This window comes from Streptomyces sp. NPDC003016, from assembly GCF_053591455.1.
This window is the reverse complement of record NZ_JBSFTV010000012.1, coordinates 86,791-99,048: the sequence shown is the minus strand read 5'-3', so window position 1 is coordinate 99,048 and position 12,258 is coordinate 86,791. Positions and strand designations below refer to the sequence as shown.

11 protein-coding genes and 1 pseudogene are annotated in these 12,258 nt (G+C 71.5%); 5 read left to right on the top strand and 7 right to left on the bottom strand.

What is annotated here, in order from left to right; genetic code table 11:
• The first annotated feature begins 64 nt into the window (after positions 1 to 64).
• Positions 65 to 631, top strand: a complete 567-nt coding sequence (locus ACWDZ4_RS12930) for a TetR/AcrR family transcriptional regulator (RefSeq protein ID WP_451508438.1) — start codon at positions 65 to 67, stop codon at positions 629 to 631.
• Here the strand turns inward: ACWDZ4_RS12930 and ACWDZ4_RS12925 are convergent.
• Together ACWDZ4_RS12925 and ACWDZ4_RS12920 are read right to left on the bottom strand one after the other, a co-directional pair.
• Complete coding sequence (locus tag ACWDZ4_RS12925) at positions 535 to 1,050, bottom strand: phosphatase domain-containing protein (protein ID WP_451508437.1); 516 nt, start codon at positions 1,048 to 1,050, stop codon at positions 535 to 537. The genes ACWDZ4_RS12930 and ACWDZ4_RS12925 overlap by 97 nt on opposite strands.
• Before the next feature lie 305 nt (positions 1,051 to 1,355).
• Positions 1,356 to 1,544 (bottom strand): annotated as a pseudogene (locus ACWDZ4_RS12920) (antibiotic acetyltransferase); the annotation flags it as partial.
• Positions 1,545 to 1,724: 180 nt separating this feature from the next.
• Here ACWDZ4_RS12920 and ACWDZ4_RS12915 point away from each other — a divergent pair.
• Both ACWDZ4_RS12915 and ACWDZ4_RS12910 read left to right on the top strand, forming a co-directional pair.
• Entirely contained in the window at positions 1,725 to 3,176 is a 1,452-nt protein-coding gene (locus ACWDZ4_RS12915) for a PP2C family protein-serine/threonine phosphatase (RefSeq protein WP_451508436.1), read from the top strand.
• Positions 3,177 to 3,182: 6 nt separating this feature from the next.
• A complete protein-coding gene (locus ACWDZ4_RS12910; RefSeq protein ID WP_451508435.1) occupies positions 3,183 to 3,557 on the top strand; it encodes an STAS domain-containing protein in 375 nt (124 codons plus the stop codon).
• Between the two features lie 788 nt (positions 3,558 to 4,345).
• Here ACWDZ4_RS12910 and ACWDZ4_RS12905 read toward each other — a convergent pair.
• The 3 genes from ACWDZ4_RS12905 to ACWDZ4_RS12895 form a co-directional block, all read right to left on the bottom strand.
• The gene (locus tag ACWDZ4_RS12905; protein ID WP_451508434.1) at positions 4,346 to 5,113 is read right to left on the bottom strand and encodes an SDR family NAD(P)-dependent oxidoreductase; all 768 of its coding nucleotides are present in this window, start codon (positions 5,111 to 5,113) and stop codon (positions 4,346 to 4,348) included.
• A gap of 111 nt (positions 5,114 to 5,224) precedes the next feature.
• Positions 5,225 to 6,913 carry a hypothetical protein gene (locus ACWDZ4_RS12900; RefSeq protein ID WP_451508433.1) on the bottom strand — a complete coding sequence of 563 codons (1,689 nt, stop codon included), beginning with the start codon at positions 6,911 to 6,913 and terminating at the stop codon, positions 5,225 to 5,227.
• Positions 6,914 to 6,931: 18 nt separating this feature from the next.
• Positions 6,932 to 8,785: a flavin-containing monooxygenase gene (locus ACWDZ4_RS12895; RefSeq protein ID WP_451508432.1), complete on the bottom strand. Its 1,854-nt coding sequence runs from the start codon at positions 8,783 to 8,785 to the stop codon at positions 6,932 to 6,934.
• Between ACWDZ4_RS12895 and ACWDZ4_RS12890 the strand changes: the two genes are divergently transcribed.
• On the top strand, positions 8,784 to 9,020 hold the full coding sequence (locus ACWDZ4_RS12890; protein ID WP_451508431.1) for a hypothetical protein: 237 nt from the start codon (positions 8,784 to 8,786) through the stop codon (positions 9,018 to 9,020). The two genes, ACWDZ4_RS12895 and ACWDZ4_RS12890, sit on opposite strands and share 2 nt — an antisense overlap.
• Here ACWDZ4_RS12890 and ACWDZ4_RS12885 read toward each other — a convergent pair.
• The gene (locus tag ACWDZ4_RS12885; RefSeq protein ID WP_451508430.1) at positions 9,010 to 10,467 is read right to left on the bottom strand and encodes an MFS transporter; all 1,458 of its coding nucleotides are present in this window, start codon (positions 10,465 to 10,467) and stop codon (positions 9,010 to 9,012) included. The two genes, ACWDZ4_RS12890 and ACWDZ4_RS12885, sit on opposite strands and share 11 nt — an antisense overlap.
• Before the next feature lie 167 nt (positions 10,468 to 10,634).
• Here ACWDZ4_RS12885 and ACWDZ4_RS12880 point away from each other — a divergent pair, with 167 nt between their 5' ends.
• On the top strand, positions 10,635 to 11,090 hold the full coding sequence (locus ACWDZ4_RS12880; protein ID WP_451508429.1) for a MarR family winged helix-turn-helix transcriptional regulator: 456 nt from the start codon (positions 10,635 to 10,637) through the stop codon (positions 11,088 to 11,090).
• A 427-nt stretch (positions 11,091 to 11,517) separates the two neighbouring features.
• Here ACWDZ4_RS12880 and ACWDZ4_RS12875 read toward each other — a convergent pair whose 3' ends face one another.
• A complete protein-coding gene (locus tag ACWDZ4_RS12875; protein WP_451508428.1) occupies positions 11,518 to 12,198 on the bottom strand; it encodes a DUF2637 domain-containing protein in 681 nt (226 codons plus the stop codon).
• Positions 12,199 to 12,258 lie beyond the last annotated feature (60 nt).

The window sequence follows — 12,258 nt, the reverse complement described above, 5'->3', positions numbered from 1 at the left end:
GTGATATAACAGCGTTGCATTTGAATGTCCGCAGCGTCAACCCCCACTGAGCTAGGTTGCCTTCATGCCGATCGACGTCGACGAAGTCCAGCGCCGCGAGGAAATCGCCCAGGCCACCCTTGCCGTCGCCGCCCGCGACGGGGCGCGCGCGGTCACCATCCGCGCCGTGGCCAAGGAACTGGGCGGCTCCACGGCGATGGTCACCAACTACGTGCCCACGCGGATAGCGCTGATCACCAACGCGGTCCGTGCCGCCGAGTCCCGCTGGCGCGCCGACCTGGAAGGCCGTGTGGGTGACCTGGAGGGCAAGGAACGCCTGCGCGCCATGGTGGAGTGGAACCTCAGCACCGATCCCGACGACCTGCTGCTGCGCACCCTCTGGGTCGAGATGCTCTCGTCGGTGCACACCGACCCGAACGGGGCCGACCGGCGCGAGGCGCGTGAATCACGGCAGGAGTTCCTCGACGCGGCCATCGCGTCGGGAGTGCCGGATGCGGAGCTGGCCGTCGACGTCCTCTTCCTGCTGACCCGCGGCTACTTCGTCTCCACGGTGGAGGATCCGGCCTTCTGGACGGCCGAGCGGGCCGGCCGGGTCGCCCGGGCCGTGGTCGACGCGCTCGTCGAGGACTGACGGACGCCGGCGCGCTCATCACCCCCGGGAACTGCCGTAGCCGACCTGTCACGTGGGCGGCCCCAGGCGGCGCCACAGGGCGACCACACGGTCGCGGCCGTCCAGCGGCACCCGCACCGCGTACCGGTGACGCACGCGCCGGTCGGAAACCCGGCCTTCACCTCGTCGTCGCGGCGCCCGTCGCCCGCCCCGCGCATCCACGGCTCGTCGTAGGGCGCCTCGTGCCGCCGGAGCCGGCTCTCCGTCTGCGTGCGGTACCCCTCGCCGCGTCCGGACGGGGGTGCGATGACGTCGTCGGCGCGCCGGAAGGAACGCGGAGCCGGCCACACCGACACGTTGAGCAGGCCGGCCTCGCACCGCGTGGAGTCGTACGTGCCCCGGTCACCCGTCAGCGCGAGCGCTCCGTCGATGCCGCACATCACCGCCGCCGGCAGCGCCGGGTCGGGTACTACGGCTCGACGGGGGCTGGTCGTTCAGCCACGCGTCGGCGAGCCGCCATCCGCCCCTGGTGACCTGCGTGCCTGTCGGCCGGAATCCGGATGATCTCCTCGCCGACGGGCCGCTCCCGCTCGCCGTCCCGGCGTATGGGCTCCTCGGCCCCGCGATCAGCCGGCAGGAGTACGAACACACCTGTCCCCCCCCACCGATGTCCAGCACCCGAAGCGCCCCGGACTCCTCCGCCACGCGGAGGTACGCATCGAGATCGCTGCGGCTGCTCTCTTCCCGGAGCGGCGGCCTCGAGGGTGTTGACGCTGCCGGACATGATGGTTCGGACGTGTTCGCTGACGTGCTGGAGCGGTCAGTCCCACCGGGCCACGGCCGGGAGGCGGGCGATGTCCCCGTCGCTGTGACGACGGCGTATGAGCCCGGCGGGGTTACCGCCGGCGATGCCGTCGTCAGGAACGTCGTCGACCGCGGTGTCGCCCCGGGCGGACGGGTGTACGGCCCAGGGCAGCGGCTTGCGCACCACACCCCCGGCTGACGGGAAGGGGCCTCCGGGAAGCCTGAGGTGTCCGTGGCCTTGGGTAGGGTGCTTGGGGCGGCGGTTGTCCGGCAGTCGCTTTTTCTGACGGGGGAAGGCGAAACGAGGTATATGTCCGACCAAGCCAGTGCGCCTGTCGTCATGCCGTTCGGGGTCTCTCCTGCCGTGTCGGTCGAGGCGGCGCGGATGGCGGCGGTGCGCCGCTACGACATCCTCGACACTCCGCCCGACGGTGCGTTCGACCGGGTCGCGGCGGTGGCCGCCCGCCTGTTCGACGTGCCGGTCGCGACGGTGACGATCGTGGACGAGGACCGGATCTGGTTCAAGGCCACTCATGGCCTGGAAGGGGTCACTGAGATCGGCCGGGATCCGGGCCTGTGCGCCTCGGCGATCCTCACCGACGACACGCTGGTGATCCCTGACGCCCTCGCCGACCCGGTGGCCTGCTCCAACCCGCTGGTGGCAGGTCCTCTGGGAGTGCGGTTCTACGCCGCCGCCCCCATCATCACCGCCGACGGGCACCGGCTGGGTACGGTCAACATCCTCGACACCAGACCGCGCCTGATCACCGCAGCCGATACCGCGACCCTGGCCGACCTGGCCGCGATGGTCGTGGACGCGCTGGAACTGCGCCTGTCGGCGCTGCACCGGCTGCGCGAGGAGCAGGAGCGGCGCATCGAGCAGGAGGAGGCGCGGAAGCAGGCCGAACGGGACAAGGAGGCGATCACCTCCTTCGCCTCCGCCCTGCAGCGGACCCTGCTGCCGCCGGCGCTGCCCGCGGTGCCCGGTCTGGAGTTGGCCTGTCACTACCAGACCGCCTCCCCGCGCGATGTCGGCGGCGACTTCTACGACGTCTTCCCTCTGGGCGGCGACCGCTGGGCGTTCTTCCTCGGCGATGTGTGCGGCAAGGGAGCCGAAGCCGCAGCGGTGACCTCGCTGACCCGCTACACCCTGCGCGAAGCCGCCCAGCACCACAGTGATCCCATCGATGTGCTCGATGCCCTCAACAGCGCCCTGCTGCTGGACCCGTCGGTCGGCAGCCGGTACTGCACCTGTGTCTTCGGCACCCTCACCCCGGCCCCGGAGGGCGGGTTCACCGTGGTGGTGGCCACCGGCGGCCACCCCCCGCTGTTCCACCTGGAGCACGACGGCGACGTCGTCGTGCGGGTGGAGGGCGTACGGCCCACGGGCGGCATGCTGGTCGGCGCCCTGGACCAGGCCCGCTTCGCCTCCCACACCCTGTATCTGGCCCCCGGCCACGGCCTGCTGCTCTACACCGACGGCCTCACCGAGGCCCGCCTGGCGGACGGCGCGATGCTGGGCGAGGACGGGGTGGCCGCCTTCCTCGCCACCCGCGACACCTCGGCGGCCTCCGCCCTCGTAGAGGAGACTGTGGCTCTGATCGCGAACATGCCCCAGGGCGCCGGTGACGACGTCGCCCTGCTTGCCCTGTCCGTCCCCCATCGGGCGGCCGCCGAGCAGCCCACGGCCGCCGTGACCACCCACACCCTCGCCACCCCGGCGTCCCCCGAGGACGCCACCCCCACCGGCCAGGAGCGCTGACCCCTCGTGACCGACGCCCTCACGCTCACCGTCCAGCGCACCGAAGGCCCCCTCGTTCTGGTCGCCACCGCCGGTGAGATCGACGTGGACAGTGCCCCCGCCCTGCGCACCGGAGCGCTTCGGCTCATCGCCCAGGGCCACCCGTACCTGATCCTGGACCTGGACCTGGTGACCTTCTGCGACTCCTCCGGCTTCAACGCCCTCATCGGCATCATGCGCTGCGCGAAGGACGCCGGCGGCTCCCTCACCCTGGCCGCCACCCCCGGCCGGCTGGCCCGGATGCTGGACCTCACCGGCCTCAGCACGCTCATGCCTTCCTACCCCAGCGCCGCCGACGCCCTCGGCGCGCACGCGGCGACCGGGAAATCCGTCACACCGTGAATCAGCGGCCCGCCCGCTGCCGTGTCCGGGAGCGGCGGCGCCGGGTGCCGTAGCGGCGCCGCCGGCGAAAACACGCCCAGGCGCGCCGCGGTTTCGCCTGAACGTGCGAAGGGGCCCTGGTGCCGTACGGCACCAGGGCCCCGGGGGGATCAACACCATCTGCCGGCTACTGCTGTGCCGGGCTCTTGTTTCCGCATCTTCGCCCGGGGGGAGGGGCGGGGTGCGGGGATCGCGGATGCGTGACCGGGGACCACCTTCCTTTCCGGGTCCTTCGGTACCCGGGCGGACTCTTCCTCGCCCGGGCGATCCTGATGGCGTCTGCCTCCTTGTTTCCCGTGATCAATCTGTCGTACTGCTGGAACTGCGGGACTGCTCGCGACTCCTGGAGTCGCCGGCCCGGCAGTCAGCGACAGGACCCCTGTTGTGCGTCCGGCCCTTCCGCTCCACTGCCGTGCCACAATCCGCCCCTGTGGGCCGTCCGGCCCGGCGGTCAACCTGAGGACCCCGCGTACATCCGGCCCCGAGATTCCACTGCCGTGCCACAACTCGCTTGAACCTGCATGCGCGGCAGTTCGTCCCTGCCGCGCCTCACTCGCTGTCTTGGCTACGAGTGGAACCCTACCCCATCAAACGGCAATGTCTACTACCGTCACGACAGATTTCCTTCCGGCCCTGAAGGGGGGATTCTGTCGCGCCCACGGAGCGGAAAGTGCGCCGCACATGCACTTCTTGGTGTACGGGTGCTGCCGGAACGGGCACGCCACAGGGCTTGAGGCAAGAGGGCCTCGTCAGACGGCGGCCCAGCCGTCGTCGACCGGGAGGACGGCGCCGTTGACGAACGCGGCGGCGTCCGAAGCCAGGAAGACGATGGCGGCGGCCTGTTCCTCCGCGCTGCCCAGCCGGCCGATGTTCGCGCCGATCAACCGGCTTATCAGGGAGGGTCCGTGCGCCTCGGGAGCCGCGTCGACGTGGATGCTGGTCCTGGTGGGGCCAGGAGCGATGGCGTTGGCCCGGATGCCCTGCTTCCGGTACATGACGGCCAGATTCTTGACGAGGCCGACCACTCCGTGCTTGGAAGCGGTGTAGGCGGCGCCGGCCGCACCGCCGCGCAGGCCGGCCTCGGAGGCCGTGAAGACGATCGAGCCGCGCCCGGCGGCGAGCATGTGCGGCAGGGCGGCCCGGGTCAGCAGGAAAGGCGCGGTCAGGTTGGTCCGTATGACGCGCTCCCACTCCGCGTCGTCGGTCTCGCCCAGGGCGGACATACGGTCCATGATCCCGGCGTTGTTCACCAGGACGTCCAGCCCGCCGAAGGCCGTGACGGCCCGCTCGACGACGGTGTCCACCACGTGCCGGTCGCTCAGGTCACCGGCGACGGCGAGGGCGGTGCCCCCGGCTTCCTCGATCTCGCGGACGGCCTCTTCGGCACCGCTCCGGTTCAGGTCCGCGACCAGAACCCGGGCGCGCTCCTGCGCGAACCTCAGGGCCGCGGCCCGGCCGATGCCGGACGCGGCCCCGGTGACAACGACACTGCGTCCTGCCACACCGTTGTTCGTCATGGGTTTTCCTTTCAGTGGAGCACGAGCGCCGGTGGCGTGGTCGCGGGCAGCGGCATGTGCTGCTCCCGTACACGCTCCGGCAGGGTGAAGTGCGGTTCGGTCCCCGGGATTTCACCCGGCGCCGCCGTCGTCCGGCGGCCGGGCGCCGGGGCGCTGTCCCGTACCGTGCGCCCCGGTCCCCGGGGACCGGGGCGACAGGCGCAGTACGGTCCCCTCCCCGTTGGCCGAGAGGAGCAGGGAGCCGTCGGGAGCCGCGGTGAGACCGGCGAACGGACGCGGCACGCCGGGCATGCCGTGGGCGAACAGCGCGGGCCTGGCGCGGAGGACGGTGCCCGGGGGCAGACCGACCGGCAGGTCCTCGGCGTCGATCCGGTGTTCCCCCGTGGTGAGCGAAACGGCCCGCAGCCTCCGCGAGCCGGTCTCCACGGTGAACACCTCGTCACCCAGCACCGTCAGCCCCTGCGGGGCGTCGAGCCCGTCCGCGACGGTGACGGTGTGCCCGTCGTCGATCCTGAGTACCGTCCCGAGCCGCTCGTCACTCACGTAGCAGCGCCCCTCGGCGTCGAAGGCCACGTCCACGGGGTGGCCGAGTCCCTCGGCGAGCACGGTGACGGTGTCGTTCTCGTCCAGGGCCAGCACCCGGCCGGCGCCCGCCTCGACGACGGCCAGTCCGCCCTCCGGCCGCGCGCAGATGCCCATGGGCTGCCGCAGACCGCTCACCCGGACGCGCGTGGTTCCGCGCGCGGGATCGTACGTACTGACCTCGCCGTACTGCGAGGTGAGGTGCAGCAGTCCGCCCCCGGCGCTGATGCCGTGGGCGAACGGCCGCAGGACGTGCGTGGTCACACCGCCCGGACTGCCCGTCGTACCGCCTTCCGGACCGGCCACCCGGTAGTGGTCGGCGGCGTACACGGTGCCCGCCAGGTCGACGGTCACCCCGAAGGGGCCGTCGAGTCCGCAGGGCACGATCTCCCGCGTCCGGCCGTCGGGGTGCAGCTCGGTGATGCCGCCGCTGGCGAAGCTGGAGACGAACATCCTGTTCTCCGCGTCGAACGCCGCGTTGTCGAGCCCCGCGAGACCACTGGTGACGACGGACCGGGAGCCCGTCCCGTGCAGGTCGATACGGGTCACGGTGCCGGCCCGGCCCCGGGACAGCACCAGCATGACGCCGGCCCGGTCGAAGCGGACCGCGACCGGTTCGTGCACGTCCTGCGCGACCAGTTCGGGCTCTCCTCCGTCGGGGGGTATGCGCCAGACCTGGTCGGTCACCATGTGCGGGTAGTACAGGTGGCCGTCGGGGCCGAGCTGCATCGCGTTGCCCAGCGCCAGCCCGTCGGTGAGCACCCGGGGGGAATCGCCGCTGCCGGGGAACAGCTCCAGCAGCCGGCCGTTCGTCCTCATCTCGTTGACGAAGAGCCGGTCGCCGACGCAGGTGATGCCGTTGGGTACTTCGACCTGGTCGCACACGAGGGTGTACGCGCCCTGCGGACTGCGGCGCCACACCCGCCCCGGGACCAGGTCGGTGATGTACATCGAGCCGTCCGCCGCGAAGGCCAGGTCGTCCGGCGACTGGACCGGGCCGTCCGTCGCCACCACCGTCTCGACGTCCCCGGTGGCGGTGTCCACGGCGCTGATCCGGCCGGCCAGGAACTGTGCGGCGTACAGCCTTCCGTCGGGCCCGAACGCGACACCGTTCGAACCCCACAGCGGATTGGGCGCGTTGAGCCTCTTCACCTCCCAACGGGTGCGTGAGACCGGCCCGGACGCGACCGGCCCGTACCGGCTGGGGCGCTCCGTCATCGTCTCCGCCCCCTTCCCTCAGGCCCGGCCTTGCTCGGCGCCGACGAGGACCTCGCTCATGCCGCCGTTCGCGCGCCAGTCGCGGAGCAGGGCGTGGAAGGCGACCGGTCCGTCCCCGTACGACTCGCTGCGCTTCCTGGGCATGCCTTCGTTGTTGTAGTAACCGGGGGTGCACTCCGCCTGGAACGCGTACAGGTCGGCGGCCTTCTCACGGATCGTCGCGACCCACGCGGCCTCGGCCTCGGCGGTCGGTTCCACCCGGCGGGCCCGGCGCCTGCGCGCTTCGGCGACGACCTCGGCGACGTGGACCGCCTGTTCGTCGAGGACGTGGACGAAGTTGACGGAACTGGCGTTCTGCAGCGGTCCGAGCTGGAAGAGGTTGGGGAAGCCGTGGCTGTAGAAGCCGTGGAGCGTCCGGGGGCCGTCCTTCCACGCCTCGGCCAGAGCGACACCCCCCGCGCCGTACACCGGCAGGCGTCCGGAGGTGATCCCCGAGACACCGACCTCGAATCCGGTTCCGAAGATGATGCAGTCGACTTCGTACGCGGTGGAGCCGGCCACGACGGCGTTCTCGGTGATGCTCTCCACGCCGTGGCTGTCGGCCGTGTCGACCAGGGTGACATGGGGCCGGTTGAAGGTCTCCAGATAGCCGTCGCTGAACGTGGGCCGCTTGCACATGTAGCGGTACCACGGCTTGAGCTTCTCGGCCGTCCCCGGATCCGTGACGACGGCGTCGACCCGCGCCCGGATCTCGTCCATCTTCCGGAAGTCGGCGATCTCGTACGCGCGTTCCCGTTCCTCCGGCGGCAGGGCCAGGTAACCGTCGCTCGGGATGAGCTTCTGCTGCAGGCGGGCCGTGCTGGTCCAGCCGTCGTCGATCAGGTCCTCGTCCGCCTGGCCGCCGGTGACGAGGGTGAGGAAGTTGTCCCTGCGCCGCTGCTGCCAGCCGGGGGAGAGGGAGGCGGCCCAGCCGGGATCCGTGGGGCGATTGCCGCGCACGTCCACCGAGGAAGGAGTGCGCTGGAACACGTACAGCTCTTCGGCGTCCGCCCCGAGGTGGGGGACGCACTGGACGGCCGTCGCGCCCGTGCCGATCAGGGCGACGCGCTTGTCGGCGAGCCGGTGCAGGTTGCCGCCCGCGTCGCCGCCGGTGTAGGCGTAGTCCCAGCGGCTGGTGTGGAACGTGTGCCCCCCGAAGGTCTCTATCCCCGGTATGCCCGGGAGCTTCGCCTCGCTCAGCGTGCCACTGGCCGTCACCACGTACCGCGCCCGTATCCGGTCGCCCCGGTCGGTGCTCACGTGCCACTCGCACGCGTCCTCGTCCCAGCGCAGCTCGGTCACCCGAGTCCGGAAGAGGGCGTCACGGTAAAGGCCGAAGGCCCGTCCGACCGCCTCCGCGTGCCGGCGGATCTCCTCACCCGGCGCGTACTTCCACTTCGGGACGTAGCCGACCTCTTCCAGCAGCGGCAGGTAGATGTACGACTCGATGTCGCAGTGGATGCCGGGGTACCGGTTCCAGTACCACGTGCCTCCGAAATCTCCGCCCTTCTCGATCATCCGGATCGATTCCACACCCGCCTGCCGCAGTCGGGCACCCGCGAGCAGGCCGCCGAACCCGCCCCCGACGACCACCACTTCGACCCGGTCGTGGAGCGGCTCGCGGGAGGGCGCGGCTTCGGCGTACGGGTCCTCGTCGTAGTACCCGAACCTGCCGGTGACGCGCTGGTACTGCCTGCGGCCCTCCGGCCGGATCCTGCGGTCCCGCTCGGCCCGGTAACGGGCCCGGAGGGCGGCGGGGTCGAATCCGAGTTCCTGAGCGCCGGTGGGGGTGGGGGAGGGGGTGGAAACGGGCGAGCTGCGGGGGTCGGACATGGCGTCCCTCTTTCTCTCCGTGGCCGTGCTGCCGCGCGGCCGCCTCGCGTCCGCGCGGCAGCACACGAATTTCCTGGGCGATTTCGGGGTGCGGGCCGAGAACGGCGTCGGTCCCGGCTGTCCGGCCGCGGCGAGCGGCACGGGTACGTTCTTCGACGCGGCCCTGCGCGGGAGGCGTTCGGGGCCGGGTTCGCCGCCGTGCTCCTCCGACGTGTTCCGACCCGTCAGGCCCTGACCGCGGACCGTCCGGCCCCGGTGGGCGAGCCGGCTTCCCCGGCACCGGCCGGGACGCGGCGCGCGGCCGGGATGAGGGCCGCGATCGCCGCGGCGACCAGGGCGACCCCGCAGCCGATCATCAGGCCGGTGCGGAAGCCCTCCTCGGAGGTGAAGCTGTAGCCGCCCGCCGTCGTGGTCATCCGGGCGAGGACCGCACCGAGCACGGCGGCGCCGATCGAGGTGCCGAGCGAGCGCATGAGCGTGTTGAAGCCGTTGGCCGCGGCGGTCTCGGAGAGCGGCACCGAACCCATGATCAGGGCGGGCATCGAGCCGTAGGCGAGGCCCACACCGCTGTTGATCACCATGCCGACCAGCATCAGCCCCCAGGCCGAGCCCATCAGCGCCAGCGACAGGCCGTAGCCGGCGGCCATGACGAGGACACCGCAGACCAGCGTGAACTTCGGGCCCCGGGCGTCGGTGAGCTTCCCGCCGAGCGGGGAGACGAACATCATCATGATGCCGCCGGGCGCCATCCACAGGCCCGCCGCGAGCATCGACTGGCCCAGGCCGTGGCCGGTGGCCTCGGGGAACTGCAGCAGCTGCGGCACGACCAGCATGCTCGCGTACATGCCGAAGCCGACGAAGACCGAGGCGATGTTGGTCAGCAGCACCCGGGGGCGGGCCGTGGTCCGCAGGTCGACCAGCGGCTCCCTGGTGCGCAGCTCCCACAGGCCCCAGGCCGGCAGCACCACGACGGTGGCGGCGAGCAGGCCCAGCGTGGTGCCCGAGGCCCAGCCCCAGTCGGCGCCCTTGGAGACCGCGAGCAGCAGACAGACCAGGCCGGTGCCGAGGCCGAGCGCACCGAGCGCGTCGAAGCGCTGGCCCTTGGCGCCGGCCGGGACGTCCGGGATCAGGAACCAGATCAGTACCGCGACCACCGCGGCCAGGGCCGCGGAGCCCCAGAACAGCACCCGCCAGTTCGTGTACTGGGCGACCGCCGCGGCGATCGGCAGGCCGAGGCCGCCGCCGATGCCCATGGAGGCACTGACCAGTGCGATGGAGGAGCTGAGTTTCTCCGCCGGGACCACGTCACGCAGCAGGGCGATGCCCAGCGGCACCATGCCCATGCCCATGCCCTGCAGACCCCGTCCGGCGATCATGGGGACGACGGAGGACGAGAGCGCGCACACCACCGAGCCCGCGATCAGCGGCACGGCGCACACGAGGAGCATCCGGCGCTTGCCGATCAGGTCCCCCAGGCGTCCGGAGACCGGTACGCAGACGGCCGACACGAGCAGGGTGGCGGTGATCACCCAGGCGGCGTTCGAGGGCGTGGTGCCGAGGATCTTCGGCAGCTCCGCTATGAGCGGAGTGACCAGCGTCTGCATGATCGCTGCCGTGATGCCGGCGAACGCCAGCGTGGCCACCACGCCACCTGGACGGGATGCGGGCCGGGGGACGTCCATGCGCGGAGCTCCTCGAGTGTGTTCGCAGCAAGGATGTGCATCGTACACACCGCATGCATCAAGCATATTATGTGGATGATGCATGTATGTGAGAGAATTGAGGCAAGGAACCGCCTCGAGGCGCGACGCGCCGGCGGCACGGCAGGAAGCGGGAGGCGGCGGGACGCATGGTCAGACCGACGCACGAGGTCGAGTACGAGCAGATGCTGCTCAGTCGCCACACGTTCTTGAACCAGAGGGGCGGACGCCGCAAGGACGGCGTACTGGAGCGCAGCGCCTACATCCTCCTCAGCCGCATCCGCATGCAGGGACCCATGTCGATCGGTGAGCTGAGCGACGCCTTCGGACTCGATGCCTCCACCCTCAACCGGCAGACCGCCGCGGCGATGCGCGCCGGACTGGTGGAACGCATTCCCGACCCCGACGGGGGCATGGCCCGCAAATTCCGCATCACCGACAAGGGTGCGGAGATGCTCGACGAGGAACGCGAGGGCATCGTCCGAGCCCTGGACCAGATCCTGGTGGGCTGGCCGGACGAGGACATCGCGGCCTTCGCCTCCTACCTGAGGCGCTTCAACACCGACATCGAGCGCATCGGCGGACGCCCCTGGCCCCGCTCGTGAGCCCGGGCGGGGCAACGGCCCGCCGGGAGCCGGTGCGTCCTGCCGCACAGACGCGGGAGCCTGGTCGTACGGCCAGGCGGCGGGCGTACTCGACCAACGACTCGCAGAGGACCAAGGTGTTGCTCCCCCGTCTGGACGAGCGGCACCGCCGTTCAGCCCGACATCCCGACCGGGCATGACACCCTGCTGGACCGGTTTCGGCGGGCCCGGCCCAGCGAGGTCGTCCAGGCTGTTCCCACGGTCTACGGGTGGAGCCCGGACCGTGGGAACCGAGCACTTACGGCACGGCCGTCGGGAATCGAGCGGCTGCCTTCGTCGCCGACGACGGGCGCACCCCCACACGCCGGGCCGGCCGCACGAGTTCAAGTTCAGTAACCATGCGGGACACCGTCTTGCGGGGATCTGCCCCTTCGGGACGGGTGGCTTCTCATCGCCCCGCAGCACCTGGTCGGCGCGGGGTCTGCCGGGTGCGGTGGCGTGGTTTGGTCTGGCGGGGCGGGCGGGTGAGGGTGATCTGCCGGACGAGCTGCTGGAAACAGGCCAGGGCGGCGAGCGAGGGGAGCGCCGCGGTTGCCGCGTCGACCAGGGTCCGGGGCGCCTGGGCTACGCACAGGAGCATGGACACGGTGGAGAACAGCAGCACCACAGTCCAGGAGTGGGCGGCGCGGCGCTGGTGGAGGGCGGCGCGCAGGATCGACAGGGAGGCGACCATCCACGGCCCGTACACCAGCAGGGGCCACCACCCGGCCGTGATGCCGGAGGTGCGGTATGCGGCGAGGTGGTGCAGGGGGTCGTAGGCGGCCATGCCGCTGAAAACACACACCATGGACGCCACGGCAGCGGTGAGCGCGGCGAGGAAGAAGCTGGTGGTCCGCAGCGCTCCGGTCGTACGCTTCTTCCGCGAGGGGGCGCGGCGGCGCGAGGGCGAGGGGCGCAGGGGCGGAAGTTCGGCGGTGATCTCGGTCAGGCCGGCGAGAGGGGTGTCGGCCCCTTCGGTGGCCGTCAGGTCGGTGTCGTCCGCGGGCGGGGGGCCGGCGTTCCTTTCGGTTTCGATGGCCTCGTGCAGGAGGTGGGCGAGCTCCTCTGCCGGATCCCAGTGCGCGTCCAACTGGTCGGCCAGGGTCGGGGGGTGGGCCCAGGTTCCCGCCGGCGGATGGCTGTCGGTCGG

Coding starts and splice junctions, on each gene's coding strand:
- ACWDZ4_RS12905 (WP_451508434.1), bottom strand. CDS start 5,113: ATGACGAACAACGGTGTGGCAGGACGCAGTGTCGTTGTCACCGGGGCC.
- ACWDZ4_RS12930 (WP_451508438.1), top strand. CDS start 65: ATGCCGATCGACGTCGACGAAGTCCAGCGCCGCGAGGAAATCGCCCAG.
- ACWDZ4_RS12915 (WP_451508436.1), top strand. CDS start 1,725: ATGTCCGACCAAGCCAGTGCGCCTGTCGTCATGCCGTTCGGGGTCTCT.
- ACWDZ4_RS12895 (WP_451508432.1), bottom strand. CDS start 8,785: ATGTCCGACCCCCGCAGCTCGCCCGTTTCCACCCCCTCCCCCACCCCC.
- ACWDZ4_RS12890 (WP_451508431.1), top strand. CDS start 8,784: ATGGCGTCCCTCTTTCTCTCCGTGGCCGTGCTGCCGCGCGGCCGCCTC.
- ACWDZ4_RS12900 (WP_451508433.1), bottom strand. CDS start 6,913: ATGACGGAGCGCCCCAGCCGGTACGGGCCGGTCGCGTCCGGGCCGGTC.
- ACWDZ4_RS12885 (WP_451508430.1), bottom strand. CDS start 10,467: ATGGACGTCCCCCGGCCCGCATCCCGTCCAGGTGGCGTGGTGGCCACG.
- ACWDZ4_RS12925 (WP_451508437.1), bottom strand. CDS start 1,050: ATGTGCGGCATCGACGGAGCGCTCGCGCTGACGGGTGACCGGGGCACG.
- ACWDZ4_RS12880 (WP_451508429.1), top strand. CDS start 10,635: ATGGTCAGACCGACGCACGAGGTCGAGTACGAGCAGATGCTGCTCAGT.